Raw genomic sequence first — 24,872 nt, 5'->3', positions numbered from 1 at the left:
CTAGTTTTCTATGATTGGCTCTGAGCTGATGATAGCTTCCGGCTCCGGATCAGCAGCAGGCGCCGTAGATCCGAACGGAAAGCCAGTTGTGTTGATGGCCGCATATTTGAGGCTCGCACCATCGTTCGCCATTTCAAATTTTTCCGCGATGACTGTACCATTTATGGCAGCATTCGATAAGGTTACATTCCCATTTGGTGCAATAAGCATCATATTGGATGAACCTTGTCCGTTATACCCTGTATGATTGACATTCTGATTATCCGTAAAAACTACGCCATTTATAGTCGAACCGTTTATATTGAGAGGCCCCTTATTTCCCAAGACTATCACGTGGGCATTCATCTTTGTAATGTCATTAAAATTGGGCGTAGGGCCCTTATATATAAACACGAGCTGATCACTCGTTCCGGGATTATTGATGTATGATGTATGATTGAATGCCATTTTACCCGTTACAACCATTGTGATTGTGCCTTCTCCAACGATATTGAGTGACCCTGACATGACCGATAAATCATCTACCAAAATGGTATGATTCCCACCCATTGGATCAATCGTCAACGTTTTTCCCGACCCAACTATTATATCGTTGAATGAAATGTTGTCTGAAACATCAAGCTTGTAGGTATCAAGCATCCAATTATTCAGGAAAAGATTTCCATTATCAAGAAGCTTGTACGCGTTCCATTTATCATATTCGATAGTTTTGTCAGGTAATTTTTTAAAACCTGCAGTGTTTTCACTAAGTATCGTCGCATTCTTCAATACACTTGTATAATCCTGAAAATAGCTATTGCTATCCCATGCGTTGCCTTTAGCTACCAATTTGGGGAAATTAACATAATCTTTCGGATACTTTAGCAACCGCTCGGCTGAAATCGTATTGGAGTAAAATAGCGTGTTTGACTTCAAATTGGGCCAGCCATCTATTGTGAATCCGCCATTTTGTGTAGAGTTAGTATATATATCACCTTGTATGGTACCACCGGAAATTTTAATCTTTCCTTGAGACAGCAAAGCCGCATTGGCAGGGAGTGTCGGTAACCCACCGCCGCCCCCGGTATTTTTATTGACCCAGGTCACAGTGAATTGTTTGGTGACGGTTCTTTTTTTCCCATCCACTTCTCCAATGGAAGTGAGGGTGTAGTTTTTTGAGTCGTTTTTCGCTGTGGTGATTTTGGCAGTAGGGTCGCTACCGAACTGTTCCCCGAAATCAACAGAGGACTGTCCATTTTTTGAGGTTACAATTGTCGACACATGATCATAGAAGGAGCTCTCTGTTGCATCACTTTCATAAGCGCCCAACACTTCACTCTGAATCTCTTCATAAGCTGCAACAGCTCCTGCCTCTGCCACATAATAAGCTGATGTATCATCGCGGTTGGCATCACTCAGGCGATAGCTGCCGAGTGTGAGTGCTCCGATTGAAACACCAAGTACAGACAGCACAAGAAGCACCATTAATGTCAAAACCAGGCCACTGCCTTTTTCGTCCTCCCGGAGATGCTTGATTCCCATCCCATCCACTCACCTTCTGAAATAAATCGTAGTTTTATATTCTTTTGGCTGGCTATTCATTTCTGACAAACTTTTCAACACGATTTTGACGCTCTTTGTTTCAGCATCGGGAATGACAACGAAATCCTCAACGTCCTCTGCCAAAACCTGATCATTATTTTTCACAAGCTGTGCGCCTTTTTGGCTGAATGCCTCAGCACCAACAGTCAAAATGGCATCCCCTGATTCTGATTCTGATACCGTTATATCATCAAATGGCGCCTTGCGCACTTCTCTGGAAATGACAGAAAGCGTGTAAGCGAAATCATTTGATTGACGTGCGGAATAAGATTGCGTCAGATATTGCTTTTGGCCAAACAGGTGAACAGCCCCCACCAATGAAAGCACAACAGAAAGCAGCGCAATACTGGCCAACAACTCCACGAGAGTCATCCCTGACTCGTTCCGTAGATTAATCTTCGAGCTATTCTGCTGTACGAAACGACAGCCGCGTTTCCATTTGTGCATGAACTTTTCCTTCCTTGGAAACCGTCACAGTTCCTATGTAGAGTGTCTCACCTGATTTGACCAATCCTGTTTTAATCTGAAATCCTGAGTTGGTGCCCGAACTTTCCGTTTCCATTAGACTCTTTGTTTTTTCCACACTCTCTGTCTTTGAATAGTAGGTAAGTAATTCGATTTGTTCTTGTGCAATAAAAGTTGCCTCATTGACGGTATCGGTCTGATTATTTATTTTTGCTGCTTGGATAAAAAAAGATAAAAAAGTTGTGATGATAAGCGACAGAAGCAGAATGGATGCCAACACCTCGACGAGCGTCATACCCTCTTCTTCTGATAACATACCCTTCATTTGTTTCCTATACCAACATTTCATGGTCTTCTTCCCTCTTTGGAAATATATTTATAAATACGGACCGCTTTCCCAATCTCAAAATGCAACAATTTTGTTAAAAATGTTATTAATGAGTATATTATCTTGCCGGTTGACTGTCAATGATATTGAATTCATGCAAAATGGTGTTCCCCTGCGTTAGAGTATACAGCCCCCATTTAACGACAAGACTATTCACAAATATGATGGTAAAATGGTCGTTAAGACGTATATTGACACGGAGGTTATCATGAAAAACAATGGAACAGAGCAAAAAAGCCTATTGGATGAAATTGCCTATTTAAAACGTTTGAACAAGGAACTGATCAGTCAAGTATACCAAGATGATTTCTCGAAATTCCCGTGGTTGGGAAACCTGGGACAGTGGTTTTGGGATTGTCAAAAAAATATTGTAACTTTCAATCCTTTGAAAGCAAGTGCGCTTGGGTATTCACAGGATGAAGTGCCTGCAGAAACGGGATTCGAATTTTTTACAGAAAAGCTGCACCCTGAAGATTATGACGCTGTGATGGATGAAATGCGTGCGCACCTCAAGGGATTAGTACCTGTATGGGAAGTCAAGTACCGCATTCAAGCAAAAGACGGATCTTGGAAAGTTTTTTATGATCGTGGCAAAGTTACGCAATGGTCAGCCGATCATAAGCCACTGTTCCTTGCAGGAAATGTGTTTGATATAACTGAAGACGAGAACCAGAAACGGGAACTGCTTCATAAATCGACTTTCTGGCGTGCACGGGCAGAAATTGACAGCCTGACCAAGCTGTACACAAGGGCTGCATTGAATGAAAAGTTATCCTCGATTCATCAATACAGTCTTCTGAATAAGAAAAACTACTCTATTTTATTGCTGGATATAGATCATTTCAAAAATATAAATGATACCTACGGCCATTTGGTCGGTGATCAAGTGTTGAACAGAATCGGTCCCGTCCTCCGTTCCAACATTCGTGAAGTGGATATTGCTGCTCGATATGGTGGAGAAGAATTTTTGATTATATTCCCAAATCTAGCGAGTGAAAATGCTCGAATTATCGGGGAACGCATTCAGCAAAGCCTCAAGAATACTGACTTCCCCATCAAGCATGCCTTGACTGTCAGTGCTGGAATCGCCTCAAATCACGAAAAGCAAGATCTGGTGGAACTCTTGGAACTTGCCGACGAGCGTCTTTACCACGCAAAACATACTGGCCGAAATCGTATCGTCTATTCCTGATTGTAGGATAGCCAAAAGGAGTATAAGATTCCTTTTTTCAAATGAATCAAAGTCGTCTCCAGCCTCATTATTCTCCATAAAGAAGTACTTGTTCAATGAATACCGAAACAACTTCAGGATCGAACTGGGATCCTGCGCATGCCCTTAATTCTTGAATAGCTTCTTCCTTTGTTTTGCAATCGGTATAGATACGCCCACTGGTCATTGCATCATATGAATCGGCAACTGCGATGATCCGGGAAGTTAAAGGAATGTCCTCTCCTTTCAATTTTTCTGGATACCCTGATCCATCTACCCACTCATGATGGGACAAGATAATCATCGCAACAGATGCGTATTCATCTACGGACCGAAGAATTTGGTATCCCGATTCAGGATGGCGTTTGATTTGCTCTAATTCTTTTTGAGTTAATGAGGCGTCCTTATTGAGAATTTTTGACGGTATAGTTATTTTCCCGATATCATGCACTAAGGCAGCTTTCTTCACTAATTCCTGTAAGTATGGCTCAAGCCCCATTTTTTCTGCAATTTTTCCGGCATGGTCGGCAACATTTTCTGCGTGAATCGGATCCCATTTCCTTAATAACCTTGGATTCGACTTGATACCTTCAATAATCGAATGCTTGTGCTTCCGGCTTTTGCGCAACTTATCTTCGTACATCAATCTATCTGCTTCCATAATGATGTCTTCAACAGAGTCTTCTATCCCTATCTTTGTTGCAACCCCCAATGAAATAGAAACCCATTCTGACGGGAATCTCCCGGAAATTTTTAAAGTATCACTATTTTTTATTTTGTCAGCAAGTGAAGAGGCAACATCATAAGATGTGTATGGGAGCAACAACACAAACTCATCGCCACCATAACGGACGAAAATGTCGCCTTCCCGTTGATAACTTAGCATTTTCTGTGAAATCGTGCGCAGTAATTCATCCCCTTGATCGTGTCCATAAGAGTCATTGATCAGTTTCAACCCATTCAGATCAACAAAAATGACGCTAAGAGGCAGTTGATAGGGCAGAACCATCGCCTCGGATGAAGATTGGATAAAACTGCGCTGATACATCCCTGTCAATGCATCTCTGTTATGATAGTACTCAAGTTTTTCCCGCGTCATAATCAGATCTGAAATATCGCGTCCTGATGCATATATGCTATTCTCAAAAACTTTCACACGCCACTCATAGTAATGGACTATCCCTTTATGGTTCAGGACTCTGTTGACAAATTTATCAAGCCCGCCAGATTTCACTGACTCACTGATAGCAAATTTTGTGGCATAAACATCATCATTAACGATGATTTCAAAAATACTCTTGCCGATCATCTGCGAATCATTGTAACCCAATGATTCGCGCCATGCCCGATTGATTTTGATAATTTTTCCACCGAATGAAAAAATACAGAATAAATCTTTTATCACTGAGACATAGCGTTGCAGCTCGATATTTTCCTCCCTCAGATTATTTTCTGTTTGCATTTCCAATGAGATGTCCTTATGGGTATCACTCTTAATTACCGAGTCAAGTTTATCCAAGTCATTTTCTTGAAATCCAACTACCATTTTATCCTCCTTTAATTACTTTCCCGGTGCATTCAAATCATTCATGTGTCACGTTTACTGAGCAAATTCACTGCTGTAGGTCACTTTCGTAACGTCTTAAAAAGTTTATGGCACTCTCTTCAGGTAACGGTTTACTGAGAAGATAGCCTTGGATGATATCGCACCCATATTTTTGCAGGTAGGCTTTTTGCCTTTCATCCTCCACACCCTCTGCTACAACGCTTAACCCAATTTTATGGGCCATAGAGATGACATCGGAAATGATCAGGTCCTTTTCAGCTGTATGACTTATCTTATCGATAAAGAATCGATCTATCTTTATAGTATCTATGTGCAGTTCAGCAAGTCTGGAAAAAGAGGAATAACCCGTCCCAAAATCATCCAATGAAATGGCTATATCCATTTTTTTGATTGCCTCTAATGTTTCGTTGATCTGGCTAAAATGGTCGAGCAATACCGTCTCAGTAACTTCGAATTCCAGTGGCTTCTTGACCTTTTCTGATGAAAAGAGTTTTTGTTGCAGATTCTCCACAAAGTCTTCCCGCAGCAATTGAATGCCGGATATATTTACTGCTACACTCGTTTCATGAAAGCCTTCATCCTGGAGTCGTTTTAAAAAGTCACATGCACGCAGCAGAATATGGTTGCCTACATCATAGATCAACAATTTTTCCTCAGCTAAAGCAATAAATTCATCCGGAGCCACCTGGCCCAGATTTTCAATTCGAAGCCTAGCCAGTGCTTCGAACCCAATGATTTTATCTTTCATCAAGTCGAGCTTCGGCTGGAATTCCAGATAAAAAGATTCAGTATCTTTTCCTTCAATGACTTCCCGCAATACTTTTACAATTTTATCTTGCCGTAGGAGTCGTTTCTCCATATCTTCGTTAAAGAAAGCCACCTGATCTGTTGAACTATCCTTGATATGAGAAAGTGTCAGTGTTGCATCCTGCAGAATTTTATCCGTTGAGGTATGTCTATCTTTGATCTCCACTATAGCTATTTGAACAGCCACATACTGACGTTCCGTTCCTACAATAATCGGATCCTCAAAAATGTGCATAAGTTTATCAGCGAAAGCTCTCAGTTCTTGCTGGTCTGCGTAATCTTCAAGCACTAATATAAATCTGTCTCCGTCAAACCTGAAAAATAAGTCATCCGAATCCAATAATGTCCTGACTTTAACTGCAATCTGTTTTAGTACCTCATCTCCATATAAAAATCCGTAGGTGATGTTCAGTGTTTTAAAATTAACGAAATTGAGAAGCAGCACCGCTTTACTTCTTCTGTATGGATTTCGTAGGACTTGATATAGATACTCCGTAAGATATTTGCTGTTTCGAAGGCCCGTAAGTTCATCATAGTAAGCGATTTTGATGTTGGACTTATTTTTCCGATAAGCATAATAGAGGATGCCCCCCGTTATACTAATAACAATTAGTGAGACCGTAGTAGCGTAACGAAGCATTTGAGTAATTTTGGCATCCACTTTATCGGTTGGCCAATGTATCAACAACGACCCTATTTTTTCTTTTTCGACAAATATAGGTACAGAAATTCTAAAGAATGAGGATCCATTTATTTCATCTCTATGCACATCCGATTCATTGCCATCCATTTCCTCACGAATGTCTTTCACATCGATTGTACTGCCTGTATAGTTTGGAAGACTGCTCGCAAGGATTTCGTACTTCGTGTCGACAAAGAATACGTGTTTTACATCTCCCCTGTTTGAAATATCACTTAATAATTTTGTGATTTCAAACGCCCCAATGAAATCCTGGATATTTTCAGCCAGAATCCCTAATTGAACAAATCCACCCGTCTCATCTTTGACATAGCCAAATTTATAATATAAACCATTCTCGGTGTCCGGACGGACGTCTTCCACCAGCATAGTCTGATCGCTCATCATGAAATCATGAACCGGATGTCCTTCAGGTGCTTGCCACCCGATAATTTCTTCATCAGTGCTATTGGTAATGACTCCCTCATTGCTGTACAAATGTATTTCATCCACATTGAACGTTTTGGAAATACTATCCAACACCTCATTATTATCCTTATTTTCAATAAGCATGATGGCTTGACTTGCTATCATTATTTTTTCATCCAAAAGTTCTGTAATGATCTCATATGCTTTGCTTGTGTGAGTCAAACTGTGGGAATAGCTGTTTGCAATTTCTAAAGTCGTCTCTTCAAGCTGACGATACTGTTCATCAATTCGATTTTTGACTGTTAAAGCTGTCAAAATCGAGAAACCTATTGATATTATCAAAAAGGGTACCAAGAAATAGGTTATTTCTACCATCTTTAATTTGTCTCTTCCCATCACTCAACCCCCGATAACACTTATTGCCCTATTTTTTCTGAAACAATCTTGTGAAAAGCGGAGATATCAATTATCCCTTGCTATTCACTTAAATGATTATATCATCTAATGTACAAAACGATAGAAACAATATTGATTATTTGCTTATCGGAATATGGCTTTAAATGCTGAACTGATTTGTTTTTTGTCCAAAATCGAAAAACAGCCACAAAAGTTGTCTTATCAACAGTTGTGGCTGTTTTTTTTAATGGGGTTGCACAGAGGCTGATAGTACGTTAGTTTAAAATCCTTACTTATAACAAACGAAGCTGTCAGTTTTGTTCCACTCAGTGAACCCCCTGTCTTTAATGGGGAAAAGAAACAATAACTTGGTTTCTGCCGCCTTTTTTTGCTTTATACAGCGCCACATCTGCCCGTTTGAGCGTTTTTTTCAAGGTTTCCCCTGTGCGATTGTGCGCCACCCCCACAGATATGGTAACGCTGACCGGTTCGCCTGAAGTTGTGTAAAATTTGCTGTGAGCGACTATTTCCTGCAAATCATGAATGAATTCCTCTGCATCCCTTTGATTTGGAGTGTCGATGATCACGCCAAACTCCTCACCACCGATTCTGTAGAAATCTGTGTCAATAGTCGAAAGCTCATTGAACACCTGCGCCAACTGTTTTAAAAGCAAATCGCCATTGTCATGTCCGAAGCTATCGTTATAGTCCTTAAAATAATCGATATCAACCACTGCCAAAGTTACTGCTTTCTTTTCCCGCTCCACGTATATCAGATCGTTGTTGAAAGTGCGCACATTCTTGAGATCCGTCAGGTGATCGGTACTCGCAGATACGATCAATCTATAAAGATCCGTAATAAAATAGTGCATAACATAAGTTGCAGCATACCCGGAGGTAATCAGAATACTGAATATCCCCAACACGAGTGATTTATCAGCTATCAGATGATTGGTAAACACAATTGTAGGGATCATGGCATAAGTGACCAAGACTAGCAATTGAGTCAGCTCATTCAACTTATCTTGGGTATAGTGGGCTATCAACGGCAATGTGACTGCCAGTAAAATGCTGACGACCAGGTTGATTTGGGCAACATCATTATTGCCCCAGAAAAACCTGATGATCCCTAACAATAGGATACTTGAACTGGTTATTTTCCAATCTATATATTTTGCAGAAAAACAAAACATCAAAAATCTGAAGTCATATCTTATCCCCAGAACAACCGTGGAAAAGCTTAACAAAACGATTCCTACCAGCACTTCCAATAAAATGCATTTGATGAAGTAGGATATTTTCTCATTATCTTGATTTGGCGACCCAAAATTGCTTCTCAAGTAAAAGTAAATAGCAAAAAATATGATCCCAATATTTGCCAGTAGACTAACCATTGTGCACTCCTTACATGCATACCTTAATAGAAACAAGTTATTATTTTTATTCGATTGTTGTTTAAAGTTTGTGTATCCATCACCTCGGAACAAATGTTTGATTTCAGTGACTAACTTCTTTAAAACAGTAATATCTTGCCAATTATAACTTACTTATTTCATATTGTATAATACTAATTTGTTTTCGAAAAAATTAACACAACCAAAGTACAATATTGTATTTTATTTTGGACTTAATTTTTTTTTATTTAGGCCGATACTTTAACTTTAGTTGGTAATTTTATATTTAATTTTACCAAAGAGTAAGCGCATTCGAATAGTCATCCAGTATAATTTTTCTGATTGCTGCAACTGTTTAACCATAGGATTTGATTCAACATATTCTCAATAGTAAATTTTCAGTATTTGTGAAGGGGGAAAGTGAGTGGATGATACGCAAGAGTTGTTAGATGATTTATACATAGTGTGCCAACCAATCATGCTGTGTTCAAATACAACTGTTATCGATGGGTACGAAATTCTATTAAGATCAAAAGAACTGCAACGTTTTCCTGAAAAAACATTCATGTGGTTCATCGAGGAAGAGCAACGCAATTCCAAATTGATGGGTTATTATTCGAGGGAACTGGCAAAAATAATGGATATCCACAGCAACACCAAATTATCACTGAATCTGCATCCCAAACAGTTGCAGCATCCCTCAACCTGGGATTTTCTGGACACTATTTCATCGATGAAAAGGAATGTCTCCATCGAGTTGACTGAGCACTACTGCGAATTTGATCGATCAGATAGAGAGGATTACCTCCAATACTATATCTTAAGACTGAAGAGAAAAGGATTCTCCGTAGCGATTGATGATGTGGGGAGTGGTCAAAATAACTTTGAATTAGTAGCGAGGAACATCCCGAACATCTCCACGATAAAAGTTTCGCTGCTGAAGTTTCGAAATCTGAACGAAGAAGTTCTGTTCAAATTTCTGAACAGTTGGCTTTATTTGTCCGAACATTATCAGCTTAAAATGATTGTCGAAGGCATTGAATCCGAAAGCCTCAGCAATGAGCTTAAAAATTTGGGTATGGTTTATCAGCAAGGCTATTACCATGGGAAAGGCCAAGTATTAGTTTGACCTTTGCGGCCGGTGCAGCCGGCCTAACATTCCTAGGCTTTTGTGCGCTCTCCTCCGGTGAGCAACGCCCTCGTCGTAGTTGGCGCCGTCTGCTGGGGCTGTCCTCCGGGGAGGCTTCCCTCGCCGGAGCTGGTGCATCACGTCCCAGGGTTACCTCCGGGGACGCACGGCTTCGCCGGAGGTGCGGTGCCCTCACAGGCCGGTGCAGCCGGCCTAACATACATCCATCTGATCGAAACCACCAATCACAAAAAGGCAAGAACTCCGACGAAGCCAACGCTCGTCGGAGTTCTTGCCTTTAACAATTTTCAGCTATTCACACATAATGGCGCCCGTGACCTTTTCCGACAGCCCGATAGCTGTTGCAGAGCACCCGATAGACGCGATCTTTGTTTTCCATGCCGCACCAATCGGCCATCCGCGGTGTTGTCACTTTTTCACTCGGAAACAGCAGCCGGAATTCCTCGATATTGTGCACAATCGTTTTTGTCGTCCGCTCCCTTTTTTGGCAAACCGGACAATAGACTGACTTGATGCCATCGTGTCGCACCGCTGATCCGCAAGCAAGGCAAAACAAATCTTTTCGCAATTTTCTGTATTCGATTGTCGGCAACTCCTCCGCAAAGTAGCGCGGATTATGCATTCGAATCAGCGTATCCGCCAAGCGTTGTTGTTCTGGACCGATCTCACCTCTCACCTGCAATTTCTGAAAATAATCTGGAATTTGACTAGGGAGCAAATAATCCGCATTTTCCTGCGCCCCCAGCAAAGTGAATTCAGGATTGGTGTATACAACATAGGCTTCGATCGGCATTTCGATCTTCAAATCGGTAAGCAATACAGTCAATCTTGCCTGGGTCCTTCGCAGCTGGATAGACGGGTTTTCCAGAGTGGCACCGCTTGGTTTCCTGAATGTCAACTGCCCCCAAGTATGGACGCCTTTATAATTTTTTGCCTCGCACAGCAATAGCTTATCGGGGCAAATCACCAACGTGTCTATCTGAAATGAGCAGCGGTTGTGCCTCAATTGAAGATCGTTCAATACCAAACAGCTCGAGTCGAGCGCATCCGTGTGCACATCAAGACCGAGTTCCCCTCCGAAGCCTCCGTCCATATGCAACAAATAATAATGGTCATCCGGACTCAATTTCATGCGCTTGGCCAACGCTTCATAAATGCAGAGCAAGCGCGGTTTCGTGCGTTCTTTGTATGCCATAATCTGATCCTCCTCAAATTGTTGTCACCAATAATCTCTGCAGTCCATCCGCTTTTGCGTTTATTTCTTTTTCGGTGACTTCCGATAAGTGATCTTCCCGCCGGTGGAAAACATCCAAAAAGACAATCACCTCCGAACTCCGCGGCTTCGCCGTAGTTCAGTCGCCCCACCAAGCACCCTCCTCCGGCCAACATTCGCTCATTGGAGTTGAGCTATCCGGCGCAGTCCTCTTCTTCGGCGGGCACCTGCCTCATCGGAGCTGACGCCCTGATACATTACTAATTAAACGCACAAAAAATCCCCAATGAGTATCGTCTCATCAGGGATCGGCTTTTTATTCTAAAATATAGCTATGCTAACAGATTTGCAGATGCTCTTTTTTATGCCCGGGCGGATACCATCACTTTGTTTCTGCCGGTTTCTTTTGCTTGATACAGCGCCATGTCGGCCCGCTTGAGTGTATTTTTCAAAGTTTCACCCTTCTGGCTGTGGGCAACTCCCACCGAGATGGTGAGGTTGATCGTTTCGCCGGCTTGTGCAGCGAAATTTCTGTGGGCGACGGTACTTTTCAGATTATGCAGGAACGCCTCAGCTTCACTTGGACTAAAGTAATCGGCGATCACCCCGAATTCTTCCCCGCCGATTCTATAGAAAGTGGTATACGGGGTCGCCAGTTCGTTGAACATAGCTGCCAGCTGCTTCAGGATGCCGTCACCGCTGTCATGTCCATAACAATCATTGTAATTTTTGAAATGATCAATATCGATCACCGCCAACGTGACCGGATGCTTTCTCCGCTCCATTTCTATCAGATCACTGTTAAATAGCCGCACATTCTTGAGCGCCGTCAAGTGGTCTGTGCTGGCCGAGGCAATCAGACCGTACAGATCCGAAATGAAGTAATGCATCACAAAAACCGCGCCATAATTCAAAGCGATCAGAATAATACTGATCAACAGCACAAGCCCTTTATCCATTATCATGTGCTTGGTAAAGACGATGGAAGGAATAAGCGCAATGGTGACCAAGACCAGCAGTTGCGCCAAATCGTTCATTCTGTCCCGAATAAGCTTCACTATCATCGGCAAGGTGATGGCCAATATTATGCTGACGATCAGGTTTACCTGGGCAGCCTCACTGTTCCCCCAAAAAAATCTGATGATCCCCAGCAAAAAAATGCTCGAACTGGTTATTCTCCAATCCATATGCTTTGCGGAAAAACAAAACAATAGCACCCTGAAATCATATCTGATCCCCAAGATAACCGTGGAAAAACTCAATAAAATCGTGCCTAACAGCACTTCCATTAAAATGCATCCGATAAGGCCAGATTTTGTTGTATGATCGTGATTCGCTCCTAATCTTCCGCTTTTCAAACAGAAATAAACAGCCAGAAACAAGATCCCTATATTTGCCAGTAGACTAACCATTGTAAACTCCTTATATACCTATGCCCAGTAGAATCAACTCGTTTTAAATTTTGATTGGACTGCTCATGCTAGAATCTGTATCCTGATGCGTCAGCATACGCCCTTAATGAATATAAATATTTGATCCGTACTCAGCATTAACTAATTCATTATAACCTACTTTAGTTTGTACACATATCATTATAAATTGATGGAAACTTTTACAAATCAAAAAAATACAATTTTGTATTTAATACAAACGTGATGAGTGATATTTTACACCAATATATTGTATTTTCATATTTTCAAGGCTTCAGAGGTGCCGGTTTCCTCCGAGCAGGGGCTTCCTCGCCGGAGGACAGACGCCTAAAAGACGATAACCTCCGACCACCGCGGCTTCGCCGAAGGACAGCCGCCCGACACGCAGCCTCCTCCGGCCAGCATTCGCTCATCGGAGCTGGCGACCGTCCACACAACAGACTCATGCGCCCAACCAACACAAAAACCCCCGGAATCCGGAGGTTTACTAGCTCTTAACATTCATTCCTTCATTCCAACCGCACAGTTTCGATCCGCGCTTGCCCGATCGCAGCAGCTGTAAGCGTATACAGCGCCAGTTCGGAATAGATTTGTTTGATTTCAAGTGGCGTGAAAATGTCGGGCAGCTCGGCCATGTCCTTGATGATTTCGCGCACAATCAGGTGGCGATTCACGACTTTGACGGGGCCCGACTGGACGTACATTTTCTTCAGAGTGCAGCGATCGCTGAAAACGACATAAGATTTGAACGCATCGGCCTCGAGCGCCAACTGACGTTTCAACGACGAGATGCTGCTCTCATTTTCCCAAATGGGGTTGTAAAACTGATGCTTTGGACCACGTTTCATCGTCTGGGTCCAATAACGACTGTCTTCGTCGCCGAAAATGCAGCCGCTGAAATTCTTCGACTCGAACACATAAATACCGGTCCGCGCAATCATCACGAGATCAATTTCAATCGTGGTCCCATCGCTCTTCGGCAAATGAAGATGAGGCAACAGCCGATTCGGCTCGCCCAATTTTTCCAAGTGACTATAAATCATGAACTCGCCGCTCGTACCCTTGTCCAGCAGCGCCCCGGCAAGACTGTGCCCGCTCGCGGAACCGTTGTCCGACTTGACGAAGCGGATGTGATTCGGCCTCGCCGCGATAAGAAAAACGAGAATGATAAAAAATAAGAGGGTCTCCAAATCGGTGCTCTCCTTCAGAATGGTTTTGTCAGCCGCGAAAACTGGCCGGACTTCCCGACGGCCAGCGCTGCGTAAAGTTTCGACCCACCCGAGAATTGTTACCGCTATCATTTTCGGATTATCCAAACAGAGGATTCCGATGAACGGCCTCACGCTAAATCGATTTTACTATATTATCGGAAGTTAGACTACAACTTTATTCATGGAATTTCGGCTACCTGCTTGATTGGGGTGCCGGGGAGGGTTTTCCTCCGGTGAGAAGGTTCTCTGCCGGAGGAGGAGATCAAAAAAATCATCACCTCCGACCACGGCGGCTTCGCCGGAGTACGGCCACCCGCAATGCATCACCTCCGGCCAGCATTCGCTCGTCGGAGGTAGGCTGCCCGACGCGAGACTATCTTCCGTGGAGCGCTCCTCTCGTAGGAGGAACGCCCCTACACTTTTCCATGAGGGATCTCGTTTCTTGAGCATGCTGAAAAGACCGATGGAATAATCGTCCCATCGGTCTTTTCAATATAGTATTTTAGCGACTATCTGACTAATTTCTCTTCTACTCGTTGATTTGCATCTACAAAACTGATTTCGATGCGTTTCCCCAAAGCCTGCGCTATGTCTTCGAGCATGGAAAATGATGGTTCCATTCTAGCGCTTTCGATCCGCGCAATGGTCGAGCGTGATTTGTTTACCTTCTTGGCGAATGCAGTTTGGTTCAATCCCGTTTGTTCTCTCAATTCGAATAACAGATCTGCAAAATCCAATTTTGCTTGTTCATCTTCAAACGCCTGTTTGAATTCGGGGCTTTCGGACTTGCGTCGCTTAATCACTTCACTGTTCTTGCTCATTTGTCATTCCTCCTTTTGATTCTGGCTGACCAGTATGCTTTTTTGACAGCTTTCGCTCTGCGAATTTCTCTGGTGGGAGTTCTATTTGTCTTTTTGCTGAAACCATGCGTGATATAATATTCGGTGCCTTGTATTTGAAAATAACAGCCTCTCAACCAATGATCATTTGTTTGGGATCGAAGTTCATAAATATCATCATCCAACTTCTTAACTCGTTCTTTTCTGATGGAATCCTGCAAATCTGTATTTTCGACTCGATCTATCAGTGCTCTGAACTGCGCTTCTTCTTTAGTACTCAGTGAGTTTAGAAACGTTTCAAATTCTTCTCCCCAATCAAATTCAGGTTTAACCATTCGGCACCTCTTTATGTTATTATACAACAAACTGTAGCGAGTACGCTACAATTATTCATTTCATGATTATATATGAACAGATATCCCCCTCACGGATTTCTGCGCTTAATCGCATCGATATGCGCCTGTTTCGTTTCGTCATCAGCTTGGGTGTATCGACTCAATTCATTGTAGATCTGTTCTATTTCCAAAGGCGTGAAAAATTCTGGCCGCTGCATCATGTCCTCTGCAATTTCGCAAGCCAGCACATCCTGGTTCATCACCTTCACTTCCGGCGAATAAACAGACATTTTCTTGAGGGCGCACCGCTCACTGAAAACGATATAAGAACGAAAAACCTCGTCGCCCAGACCAAGATGCTGCTTCAGAACGCTGATATGCTTCTTGTTCTGCCAAATGGGATTGTAGAATTGATAGTGCCGGCCGCCTCGGAAAATCTGTTTCCAGTACTTGCTGTTCTCATCCCCGAAAATCCAGCCGCTGAAATTCTTCGACTCGAAAACATAGATGCCGGTTGCCGAAATCATGATCAAGTCGATTTCAGTGGTCGTCCCATTTACCTTGGGCATATAAATATTCGTCAACAATTTGTGCGCATCGCCCAAGTCCTCCAAACAGGAATAGATCAGGAATTCACCGTATTTTCCATCATCAAACAGCGTATCGAAGACGCTATTGCCGCTTGCAGCGTTGTACGCGGTCCTTTGGTATCGGTTGTATCGCTTATGTTTCTTCTGCTTCGTCGGGGCTCCACTAAATTCCTTACACAAACCAACAACCAGAAGAAAAATCAGTATTATTTCCAAATTCAGCAGCTCCTTTAATCGGTGAGTATGAGAGAGGCGTTTAAGCATTCGAAGATAATATACGCGACTCACCAGAAATTGATTGCTGTTTCAGTAAGATTTAAATTGCGCTCGCTCCTCCGGTGAACGGTCCTTCCGCCGGAGGAGAATCTCAATAAAGCTTATTACCTCCGACCACCGCGGCTTCGCCGGAGTACAGCCACCCGCAATTCAGTCACCTTCGGCCAACATTCGCTCCCCGGAGTTGAGCTATACGGAAGAGAGGACTGCGCCTTTCCAGTAAGGATTTCGCTTGGTGGTCATACTAAAAAGACCGATGGGAGTGTCCCATCGGTCTTTTCAGCGCAATATACTACTCTCCGATTTCTTGGAGCAGTTCTCCAATTTGTTCAAAAAATGCCAAGGCTTCATCCCAATTCTGCATTGTGTCCGAGTATAGCAACGAGGTGTGCAGCAATTCATAACTTTTTCTGGTATCCTTGGAAAAATGTTCTTTCCAAGATTGAAAATCGTATGCTGCGGTTGGATCAAACTGATCAGAAATTTTTCGTTTCTCTAAATAAGCCGCATCAGTTTCTTTCGTTATTCTTACAATAGATTTCAACGCTATTTTATTTTGTAAGAACTGTTGGATTTCCGGCAATTGATATAACCGGACAACATCATAAATATGCCTCACCTTGCTTGATAATGTTCCTGATAAGGCATGGCGTTTTACCGACATTACTTTGTCAATGAATGTTCTTTCCACGTCCAAGACGTTTACCGTGACTTCCCTCAGTTCATATTCAGCGATCGCATCCGTTTCACCGATACTCTCCAAAAATTCTTGAATAGAGGACTTCATCGTTTTCCTTTCGTATGGGTGCGGTCTGACGCTCGATCCGATTTCCAATTTTATCCGTTCAAGATTTCGAAACTCATCTGTGAACCAGACATAGCTACTCTTGTTCCGATCGTTTCTTTCATCGATGACGAGCTCAGACTTCCCACGCCCGATTATCACCTTTTCAGCGGCTTTTAACGCCTTATTGATCTGTTTTGTTGAGAGGCCAGCTTCGGGTATATATGTCAAATCGATGTCTTCTGAAAAACGCTCAATTGAACCAGGGTAACATTTACTCAGAGAAGTACCGCCTTTGAACACAATACTGTCAACGAATTCACTATCCGAAAGATTCTTCAGTAGCAACGTGATGAAATAATCTTTCCTCACCGCATCGGAAGGAATGTGTCTCCTTTGAGCCGTCAACTCAAGCAGTTCTTCAAAATCCTATTGATTATGGTGCAGTTTCATAGATTTTTTTCACATCCAATGCATCGTATTTCGAGGTTCCTTTTAAATACTTTCCGACAGTATTGGTCACATCAAAGTGATCCAGAACATTTTTCAAAGAAGCGATCGTGCTTTTTTTATAACCGATTTCGCCGAGAATGTTCTCCAGCTTTTTTTCATCATAATGTTCTGAAGCAGCACTCAGAAATTTCCGTAAATTTTTGTAATTAAGATCTTCAATCTCTTTGTGGTGCTGCAAAACTTCAAGCAGTTCTATCATGCTTTTTGTCGATGAATCAAATTTGAGGTCCGCTTTTTTCACTGAAACATTTCTGATTTGTCTTTTTTCCTCGAGAGGTATATTTGAGTACATTTGAATGTCTTTGGAAAGTTGAGTTGTCAATCCGTACATAGTATACATACGATAACCGATGATGATTCCTTTTTTTTCATTCTTGCCAAGATAGTGCTCCAGAATGTCCTTCTCACTCGAAAGAATTTTCCCGAATCTCCCTGATTTTGGTCTACAATAAATTCCTTTCGTTAATCTTTCAATTTCCCCAGCCTTTGCCATACGTGAAACTGCCTGATAAAAGGCTTGCTCCGGAATTTCGCTGAATTTCTCTTTGTAGATTTGACGTGCATCGATGATCTTCAGTTCGGGATATCTTTTCACACTGTCAACAATTGTACTTGTAAAACTCATCACTGCTCACCTCTTTTACTACCCAAATCGTACTCAGAACGGTAGTATTTGTCAAGTTTTTTTGATTTTATCTTGACAAAACCCTTGTTTTTTTATGGGGAGAAAACCTTAGCGGAGCAGCAATTTCTTCCGGTTAAGATCCTCTCGCCGGAGGAAATAACCCAAAAAAATCATCACCTTCGACCACCGCGGCTTCGCCGGAGTACAGCCAACTGCCGCGCTTCCTCCTCCGGCCAGCATTCGCTCGCCGGAGAACAATACAAACAAGCCCGTGCAACTACGGTAAGGATGCTCTTGTCGGAGTTGCGCGGGCTATATGATCAAATGATTCTTCTTTTTTATTCCACCTTATTCATGCAGCAATTCTTATACTTCTTCCCGCTGCCGCATGGGCACGGATCGTTGCGGCCGATTTTCACTTTTTTCTCAAAAGGGACCACATTCGAAGCGCTCGCGCGGTACGGTTTTTTCGGCAATGGACGCAAGTGCGGCTTTTCGAACTCCTCGAAAATCTCCTGGGGCGTATTGCCGTTATGTTCCCAACGGCGAATATGATTCGACATGTCCATCATCAGGCGCATCATTTCATTGACTTGTTGCTCATTATCGAACACGACATCCGCACGCTCCAACGCCTTAGACACAGATGACATGCCCAAATCCAACTCGAAAGCATCACGGATTTCCTCGCAAAGCTCCTGGGCCTTGACCCCATCACCGCCAAACAAATTTTTTCTCACATAATCATAAAACACCTTATATTGCTTCGTCTTCTCAAAGTAAAAATCATCCGTATAGCGCAAAAGTTCCTCTTTCGCCGGAACATAAAAAGGCTTATCCCCCTTTTTCTCCAGCATCGATTCAAACTCATCAAACTCCAGAATCGTTTCGTGAACGAAATAATCCTTGTGGGGATAAGTATACCCCTTTTTCAGTTCCGCCGGCGGATTCTCGAGGTACGCCTCCACTTCCCCCAAGCTGATTGGCTCCTCGTTTTGGGTATTGTAAATTTCCACCAAAATATCCTTCTGGATCATGCCATACAAATTGCTCAAAGCGATGATATATTCCGTCAATTGATTCATGCTTTCACTCCGCTCGGGTTTAATTTTGCATTCCTTCTCCCATCCATTTTACTATAGAGAAACATGAGGAATACAGAATAACCTGAAAAATAGTGGGCTTTATTTATTTTCCTCCGGTTAAGGGGTTCCTTGCCGGAGGAAAACATCCAAAAAGACTATCACCTCCGACCACGGCGGCTTCGCCGAAGTACAGCCACCCGCAATACAGCCTGCTCCGGCCAGCATCCCCTCACCGGAGTTTGCGCAATGCTTTTGGAAAAATAAAAAAACAGCTGATGTTCACCTAAGTTGGTAAATCGCCTGCTGCTTTCTCAGTTAACAATTCATTTAATTTTACTCAGAGTTAGCCAACTTGATTTAGTTCTGTTTAGAACGGCAGGTCGCTTTCTTCATGACCATTATAGCAATCAGCATATGCCAAATTATCATCAAGGTATACTTCTATTCTGTATTCCATTAATGGCGTTCCTATTTTCCCCTTAAAAGGTCCATTACAATTATAATCAGAAAAAACTACTTCGTTGGTTAATCCGGATTGAGGGTCAGTCATTTTGATTTTCAGATTGAAAGTCTTGTCCCCTAACCCATTATTGAATGTCAAAATGACTTTATCACTTGATAGCTCTGATTTGCTGACGTATGTCCAAAGCGAGAAAAACACAATCTGCTTATTATCAACCTTAACTTTATCTGCATACATTTCTGTTTCTGTGGGTCCCAACAAACTCAAAAGTGTGTTCTTTTCAGATTGGCTCCTGACAAGAATAAACTTTAATGCCTCATCCAACTTCAGTTCATCCAAAACAACGATTTCCGCATGTCTGCAAGCGACTATTTCATCTCTTTCATGACTCTCAAAAGGTCCCTCATGATAAATATTGGAAAATGGCAACTCACTGAATTGCTGAGGTGTCTGGAGCAATTCATGCTCTCCGCTTTTAGCGAGACTATTTTTTGTGAAATAACAATTTGGTTTCTGCAAAGTTTCCTCTAAGTCAAAAAGAAAGAAAACTGGGAATGGGCAGTGCGCCTGAAGAGATCCTAAATTAGACTTGCTCCTGAATCCTTCATTATTGTATTGGGTAGGTGTTCTCGGCCTAAAGTAGAGACGAACATATTTTTTCCATTCCTCGTCCGTCTGATTGATGACATCGATGCTGGCATTTTCATTTTCCATTATGCCCGATTCCAATGCCTTTTTCCGGGATACCAACATCCCATTTTGTAAAATCGAGACCGCATTGTTCAGATTGGTAAAGTGGAAGCAAAATGAGGTCCACACTTTTTTCTTGTCACGGTTCAAGCCAACCAACGATTTGGCCATTCGGAGTTCACTGATGACTTCGCCAAAGGATGTAACAGAATCACTCATAATGTTACCTCTTCTCGATTTGCAGAATCTGTTTCGGGTAGTTCACTGTTTATGACAGTCAGCCCAAAGATGACTTTCCCGTTTGGATCGATGACCTTAGCCATCTCAATATAACCCAATTTCCCCAACAGATTGAACACAAGGCGCAATTCCTCGCTACGGTTAAAATGTGAAGGAAAATCCGTGTCCCTGATGAATTCGGTCTCTCGCAATTTAATCCACAACTCGAATAAATCTGCTTGATAGAAAATATGCGTCTTGCCTTCATTTGCTATTAGAAGATAGGGTTCTGAGTCTGTATCGTAACTGAAGTCTGTTTTGCTGGCTATATTTTTTGAAGTGATTTTCCAATGCCTATCATTTATGACCAGTTGGTTATCAGCCTCAACAGCATCCACCAAATCATCCCATACTTGCTCCGCACTTAAGTTACTTGGGCTACTTTGCAGCCATTTTTTTGTTTCTTGAACATTCATGTGTTCTGCACCAGCAGTCCTGTCACTGTAAATATGCACGAATACATCAATCGGAAGGTCTTTTAAGTATTTCTCCATCAAAGGTCTGACTTCATTTTCCCAGTCCAGACCGCCATTTCCGCAGCCTAGTTGCGGGAATGAAATGGAGATTACACCTTTTTCCTCATATGTTTCCACGAATTTCTTGAGACCTTGTTCGATATACTCGATTTTGGATGGATTTCGCCAATGCTTTTTTGTTGGGAAATTCAATATCCATTTTGTATCGGATTTATAGATCCAAAGTTTGCCGATATCCAGCAAATGCTGCTCACAAAATTTTTGATATTGTTTATACATATCCGGATAGATTTCTTTGTAACGTTTGGCAATACCTTTTCCCATCACCCCGACTGTGTTAACGGTGTTGACAATCACTTGCGCGGGACTTTTGAAAATATCCTGTTGGACATACATCAACATCTTATATCCCCCCATTTTATCTTTACTTTACCCATACCTCCAGTAAAGTATAACATACGGACACCGCATTCAATCTATGATAATGAGAATTTCAGAGCATCAAAATCCGAGTTTTTGTCCCTCTCCATTAAAAAAAGAAATCACGCCGGAGAATAGCGTTTATAAAAATCATCACCTCCGACCACTGCGGCTTCGCCGGAGTACGTCCAACCAACACGCAACCTGCTCCGGCCAGCATTCGCTCATCGGAGTTGATGTACCTAGCGCAGATCTTACCTTCGACAAGGCCACTCTTCATCGGAGGTAGGTCCGCGCAAAAAGACCAGTGCGGCCGCACTGGTCTTTTCATGGTTCAATTCTTCCGGTATTTGTCTTCGATGATGAAATAGTTATCGTGGTTGATTTGGTCCCACTCGGTCTTCTTGTAGTTCAGGTATTTCAGTGAGTTGTTGATCCAGTCGGGGTCGTATTCCCTGAACTCTTGTGAATCGGCCCATTCTTTCATTTCCGCATATTCGGGATGTGATGGATCGCGGTAGATTTTCAGGAACTCCTCGAAACCGCCCAAGCCACCTACATCTTCAGGCGGAGCCGATTCGGCACCATCGAGCAATGTCGGGTAGCCAAAGTGATAATCATCCACAATCTGTTCCAACGTGATCAGAAACTCCCATCCGTCGCCAAAATCGTACGAATAGCGGATTTCTTTGTATTTTTCCAGATAGTTATCGATTTTAATCCGGGATGGTTGGCGCACTACGGTTTTCATCAAGCGCTCCAGATCGGACCGCTCAAATGATCCAAGTGGCGCTAGTCTTAGTCGTTCTTCATACTGTTTCTTATTTTGCTTGTAATATTGATACTCCTCAAAACTTTCCTCGTCATTCGTGACGGAAATGTTTTCCGCCGACAGGTCAAATTCGTAGAGATGGTAGCCGCCATAAGGGCCTCCGCTCAGGAAATTGGTCACGGTTTGGATGACGTCGTGCAGGCGCCTGAATGTCGCATCGGCGGGCATGATCACCCTGCGCCAGATTACGGGATTGGAATACAAAAGTTCGATTTTGATGATGTATGCTTTCATAATTAAGTTCCTCGCTTTCTCAAGTACAGTCGCTAATTGCGCCATTTCATCGCAGCGTTCACTGAAAATGATGTAGGAGCGGAACACCTCACTGCCCAGACTCAGGTGTTTCTGCAGAACGCTGATGTGCTTCTTGTTTTGCCAGATGGGATTGTAGAAACGAAACTTTTTCCCGCCTTTGAGCGATTGCGTCCAGAATTTGGATTTCTCGTCGCCAAAAATCCAACCACTTTAATTCTTCGATTCGAAAACATAGATGCCTGTCGCAGAAACCATAATCAGATCGATTTCGGTGGTCGTGCCATCCTCTTTGGGCAGGTAGACGTTCGTCAACAATTTGTGTTCCTCGCCGAATTGCTCCAGACAGACATAGGTCAAGTATTCACCGCTGCGTCCGCGATCAGTTAACGTCTCAAACAAGCTATGCCCGCTCGCTTCTTTGTACCCGGATGATTTGAAACGGCCTTGATGGGGTGGCCTTATTACTAAAGCCGCCAAAAAAATGATAAATATCAGTATTTCCATTTCAGTTAGCCCCTCTACCAGTAAATGAATTGCTTTTTGTCAAAACACGAAATCCGTATCTACCAATTTAAAATGAAAACTGAACCGAACATCTATTCTATCATATTGCCTTTTGCCAATTGGGCTGTTCTTTCCCCAGCTCGTTTTGGCTTGGAAAAAGAAACAATCTATACTAATGGGATGGGATATTCCGTATATTCCAGATACATCCTAACCATACCTCGATTTTATGTGGCTTCAATCAGCAGTCGATCTATTCATTTATCCACATGCATCCATAACTTCAAGTTTTCCTATATCTTCTCACTATCTCAACAATCCCTTCCCCATACTTCTCGCACTTTACATCCCCAAAACCGGAAACCTTCCTTAACTCATCCAAATTCGCAGGCGTTGTCGCAATCAGCGCCTCCAGCTGGAGATTATTGTAGACATAATATGCCTTGATGCCCTCTGCTTTGCTTGTTTCGTAGCGGTACTGCTTGAGCGCTTGATAAAGCGGCGTTTCGGTGATGTCGATTTCGACCGGATTCGGCAGCACTTCGACCGCTTCAGCACGCACCTCACCGCTATCGCCCACCAAATACCTCTCCGTATAATCAACCGGATTCTCCTTATGCAACCCCACAAAAAAATCCGCCATCTCGTACATCTCTTTTTCCGACGATGCCAAATCCTTGCTTTCTCGCAGCAGCCGCTTAATGTAGTCAATCAGCTGGTCGCTCCGGATGATCTGATTTTTCACATTTTTCGGCGCTCGCTTCAGGTTGATGACGGTTTTCGGATTAGCCAGCACAATCACGGATTTGTGGAGTTCGCCGAATGATTTATCGAGCGCAACACGCATCAGCGGATTCCGTTTATTTCCCAGCCGCAGCGCCTTGATCATCTCCATGTGCCGCACATTCTGCGTAATCGGACTGTAAATCCCTTCCTTTTTGCGCTTCCCATTAAACTCTAGTTCGCGGATAAATTCCCCACGGCTATTGACTTCAAGATTCCCGAAAAGGTTTTTGCATTCGACGATAAGGCAAAATTTCGTGGTGATGATGAGGTAGTCGATCTGAGCCGACAGACCCTCGTGCTCGAGGCGCAGATCGTGCAGGACGATGATCGGCAGGTAGCTGTTGTTCAGCTCGAACGCGACGTTCTCCTCCCCGGCAATGCCGTACGCGAGCAGCTTCATATCGCGCTCAATCTGCGGCTTCACCCTGTCCGGCGCGGTGGCGTAAAGCTGCTGCAACCGCTCCAGCTGCTTCTTCGCATCGCTGTCCGCCTTATAAAAATCCGGTTTCTTCAGACCCACCGGCTTTTGCGTAACCAATTCTTTGAATGAATCAAAAACTCCCATCATAACCCTCCTATCTCATTTGCGTTATTTTATAATTTGGATACTTAAAAAAAACTCGCTCAGTACTGAGCAAATTTGTCGAAGCACCCACCTGGGACAGCTGACTTTCCCATATAAAAGCCCCGTGTCCTGCAACAAGAATTCATCCTGAATGAAACGAAATACTTTTCAGAACAGAGGGCTGATCAATTATGCTTTTCAACTTAATGCAAACAATTATTTCAACCTCAATTTTACTATACCCAATCAGATTAAACTATGATTAAAAGTGATTATTTCAATATTGGGGGTATAAAAAAAGATTCCATTAATATTGATTGTAAGCGCCAAATAATCAGGTAGATTTTCGGGAGGAGTTTTTCCATTTATACTTCAGTTATCATATATAACGGAGGTACCCAAATGGAAAGACAGCCGGACATTGTTCCTATTCAGTTAGATAATCAAATTGATTTTGATCCAATACCGCACGAACGACAACTTGCTTTTGAAATAAAGGATACAGTTCGAAACCGAACGGTTTCAGTATATCAAGGCATTGAAAAATACATCCTGTACGCTTTGTTGAAGGAGCTGTGACGGATGATTGTTGATTACACCAAGGTTAAGCACATTTACCTTGTTTGCGGAAAAAC

At 42.7% G+C, this 24,872-nt stretch carries 22 protein-coding genes and 1 pseudogene; 3 read left to right on the top strand and 20 right to left on the bottom strand.

The window, feature by feature from the left end:
* Genes BM184_RS07580 through BM184_RS07570 form a run of 3 tightly spaced genes read right to left on the bottom strand, consistent with a single transcriptional unit; the run spans position 1 to position 2,362 of the window.
* Positions 1–1,521 carry a PilX N-terminal domain-containing pilus assembly protein gene (locus BM184_RS07580; RefSeq protein ID WP_086942928.1) on the bottom strand — a complete coding sequence of 507 codons (1,521 nt, stop codon included), beginning with the start codon at positions 1,519–1,521 and terminating at the stop codon, positions 1–3.
* Between the two features lie 9 nt (positions 1,522–1,530).
* Positions 1,531–2,028 (bottom strand): PilW family protein, encoded by a 498-nt coding sequence (locus BM184_RS07575; RefSeq protein WP_086942927.1) that lies wholly within the window; start codon positions 2,026–2,028, stop codon positions 1,531–1,533.
* Positions 1,985–2,362 (bottom strand): hypothetical protein, encoded by a 378-nt coding sequence (locus tag BM184_RS07570; RefSeq protein ID WP_143091127.1) that lies wholly within the window; start codon positions 2,360–2,362, stop codon positions 1,985–1,987. The genes BM184_RS07575 and BM184_RS07570 overlap by 44 nt, the downstream gene beginning before the upstream one ends.
* A 280-nt stretch (positions 2,363–2,642) precedes the next feature.
* Here BM184_RS07570 and BM184_RS07565 point away from each other — a divergent pair, with 280 nt between their 5' ends.
* Positions 2,643–3,626: a sensor domain-containing diguanylate cyclase gene (locus BM184_RS07565; protein ID WP_160117133.1), complete on the top strand. Its 984-nt coding sequence runs from the start codon at positions 2,643–2,645 to the stop codon at positions 3,624–3,626.
* 67 nt (positions 3,627–3,693) lie between these two features.
* Here the strand turns inward: BM184_RS07565 and BM184_RS07560 are convergent, their stop codons facing one another.
* From BM184_RS07560 to BM184_RS07550, 3 genes are all read right to left on the bottom strand, one after another.
* Positions 3,694–5,190, bottom strand: a complete 1,497-nt coding sequence (locus BM184_RS07560) for an HD domain-containing phosphohydrolase (RefSeq protein ID WP_086942925.1) — start codon at positions 5,188–5,190, stop codon at positions 3,694–3,696.
* A 67-nt stretch (positions 5,191–5,257) separates the two neighbouring features.
* Positions 5,258–7,522, bottom strand: coding sequence for a putative bifunctional diguanylate cyclase/phosphodiesterase (locus BM184_RS07555; RefSeq protein WP_086942924.1), 2,265 nt, complete (start codon positions 7,520–7,522; stop codon positions 5,258–5,260).
* A 344-nt stretch (positions 7,523–7,866) separates the two neighbouring features.
* Entirely contained in the window at positions 7,867–8,916 is a 1,050-nt protein-coding gene (locus BM184_RS07550) for a GGDEF domain-containing protein (protein ID WP_086629561.1), read from the bottom strand.
* 424 nt (positions 8,917–9,340) lie between these two features.
* Here BM184_RS07550 and BM184_RS07545 point away from each other — a divergent pair, with 424 nt between their 5' ends.
* Positions 9,341–10,045: an EAL domain-containing protein gene (locus tag BM184_RS07545; protein WP_086942923.1), complete on the top strand. Its 705-nt coding sequence runs from the start codon at positions 9,341–9,343 to the stop codon at positions 10,043–10,045.
* 316 nt (positions 10,046–10,361) lie between these two features.
* Here BM184_RS07545 and BM184_RS07540 read toward each other — a convergent pair whose 3' ends face one another.
* From BM184_RS07540 to BM184_RS07470, 14 genes and pseudogenes are all read right to left on the bottom strand, one after another.
* Positions 10,362–11,261, bottom strand: coding sequence for a nuclease-related domain-containing protein (locus BM184_RS07540; protein WP_086942922.1), 900 nt, complete (start codon positions 11,259–11,261; stop codon positions 10,362–10,364).
* Positions 11,262–11,641: 380 nt separating this feature from the next.
* Positions 11,642–12,568, bottom strand: a complete 927-nt coding sequence (locus BM184_RS07535) for a GGDEF domain-containing protein (RefSeq protein WP_177208588.1) — start codon at positions 12,566–12,568, stop codon at positions 11,642–11,644.
* 650 nt (positions 12,569–13,218) lie between these two features.
* Positions 13,219–14,010, bottom strand: a complete 792-nt coding sequence (locus tag BM184_RS07530) for a nuclease-related domain-containing protein (RefSeq protein WP_143091126.1) — start codon at positions 14,008–14,010, stop codon at positions 13,219–13,221.
* Between the two features lie 419 nt (positions 14,011–14,429).
* A complete protein-coding gene (locus BM184_RS07525) occupies positions 14,430–14,741 on the bottom strand; it encodes a helix-turn-helix transcriptional regulator (protein WP_068562078.1) in 312 nt (103 codons plus the stop codon).
* Entirely contained in the window at positions 14,738–15,094 is a 357-nt protein-coding gene (locus BM184_RS07520; RefSeq protein ID WP_068562077.1) for a type II toxin-antitoxin system RelE/ParE family toxin, read from the bottom strand. Before BM184_RS07520 ends, BM184_RS07525 begins: the two co-directional genes overlap by 4 nt.
* Before the next feature lie 89 nt (positions 15,095–15,183).
* Entirely contained in the window at positions 15,184–15,900 is a 717-nt protein-coding gene (locus BM184_RS07515) for a nuclease-related domain-containing protein (RefSeq protein WP_177208587.1), read from the bottom strand.
* Positions 15,901–16,252: 352 nt separating this feature from the next.
* A complete protein-coding gene (locus BM184_RS07510; RefSeq protein WP_256213073.1) occupies positions 16,253–17,116 on the bottom strand; it encodes a nucleotidyl transferase AbiEii/AbiGii toxin family protein in 864 nt (287 codons plus the stop codon).
* A gap of 64 nt (positions 17,117–17,180) precedes the next feature.
* On the bottom strand, positions 17,181–17,882 hold the full coding sequence (locus BM184_RS07505) for a type IV toxin-antitoxin system AbiEi family antitoxin domain-containing protein (protein WP_086942917.1): 702 nt from the start codon (positions 17,880–17,882) through the stop codon (positions 17,181–17,183).
* A 338-nt stretch (positions 17,883–18,220) separates the two neighbouring features.
* Positions 18,221–18,967: a YecA family protein gene (locus BM184_RS15530; protein WP_086942916.1), complete on the bottom strand. Its 747-nt coding sequence runs from the start codon at positions 18,965–18,967 to the stop codon at positions 18,221–18,223.
* A 367-nt stretch (positions 18,968–19,334) separates the two neighbouring features.
* Entirely contained in the window at positions 19,335–20,339 is a 1,005-nt protein-coding gene (locus tag BM184_RS07495) for a DarT ssDNA thymidine ADP-ribosyltransferase family protein (protein WP_086942915.1), read from the bottom strand.
* Positions 20,336–21,271: a macro domain-containing protein gene (locus tag BM184_RS07490; RefSeq protein ID WP_256213072.1), complete on the bottom strand. Its 936-nt coding sequence runs from the start codon at positions 21,269–21,271 to the stop codon at positions 20,336–20,338. Before BM184_RS07490 ends, BM184_RS07495 begins: the two co-directional genes overlap by 4 nt.
* Before the next feature lie 358 nt (positions 21,272–21,629).
* Positions 21,630–22,361 carry a plasmid pRiA4b ORF-3 family protein gene (locus BM184_RS07480; protein WP_086943091.1) on the bottom strand — a complete coding sequence of 244 codons (732 nt, stop codon included), beginning with the start codon at positions 22,359–22,361 and terminating at the stop codon, positions 21,630–21,632.
* A gap of 72 nt (positions 22,362–22,433) precedes the next feature.
* Positions 22,434–22,886, bottom strand: a pseudogene (locus tag BM184_RS15400) (nuclease-related domain-containing protein); the annotation flags it as partial.
* Between the two features lie 283 nt (positions 22,887–23,169).
* Complete coding sequence (locus BM184_RS07470; protein ID WP_179195048.1) at positions 23,170–24,237, bottom strand: NERD domain-containing protein; 1,068 nt, start codon at positions 24,235–24,237, stop codon at positions 23,170–23,172.
* A 402-nt stretch (positions 24,238–24,639) separates the two neighbouring features.
* Between BM184_RS07470 and BM184_RS15280 the strand changes: the two genes are divergently transcribed.
* Complete coding sequence (locus BM184_RS15280) at positions 24,640–24,816, top strand: hypothetical protein (RefSeq protein ID WP_157080409.1); 177 nt, start codon at positions 24,640–24,642, stop codon at positions 24,814–24,816.
* Positions 24,817–24,872: the final 56 nt, after the last annotated feature.

The organism is Trichococcus pasteurii (assembly GCF_900112935.1).
In the GTDB taxonomy this organism is placed as follows: domain Bacteria; phylum Bacillota; class Bacilli; order Lactobacillales; family Aerococcaceae; genus Trichococcus; species Trichococcus pasteurii.
This window is presented reverse-complemented; position numbering and strand designations above follow the sequence as displayed.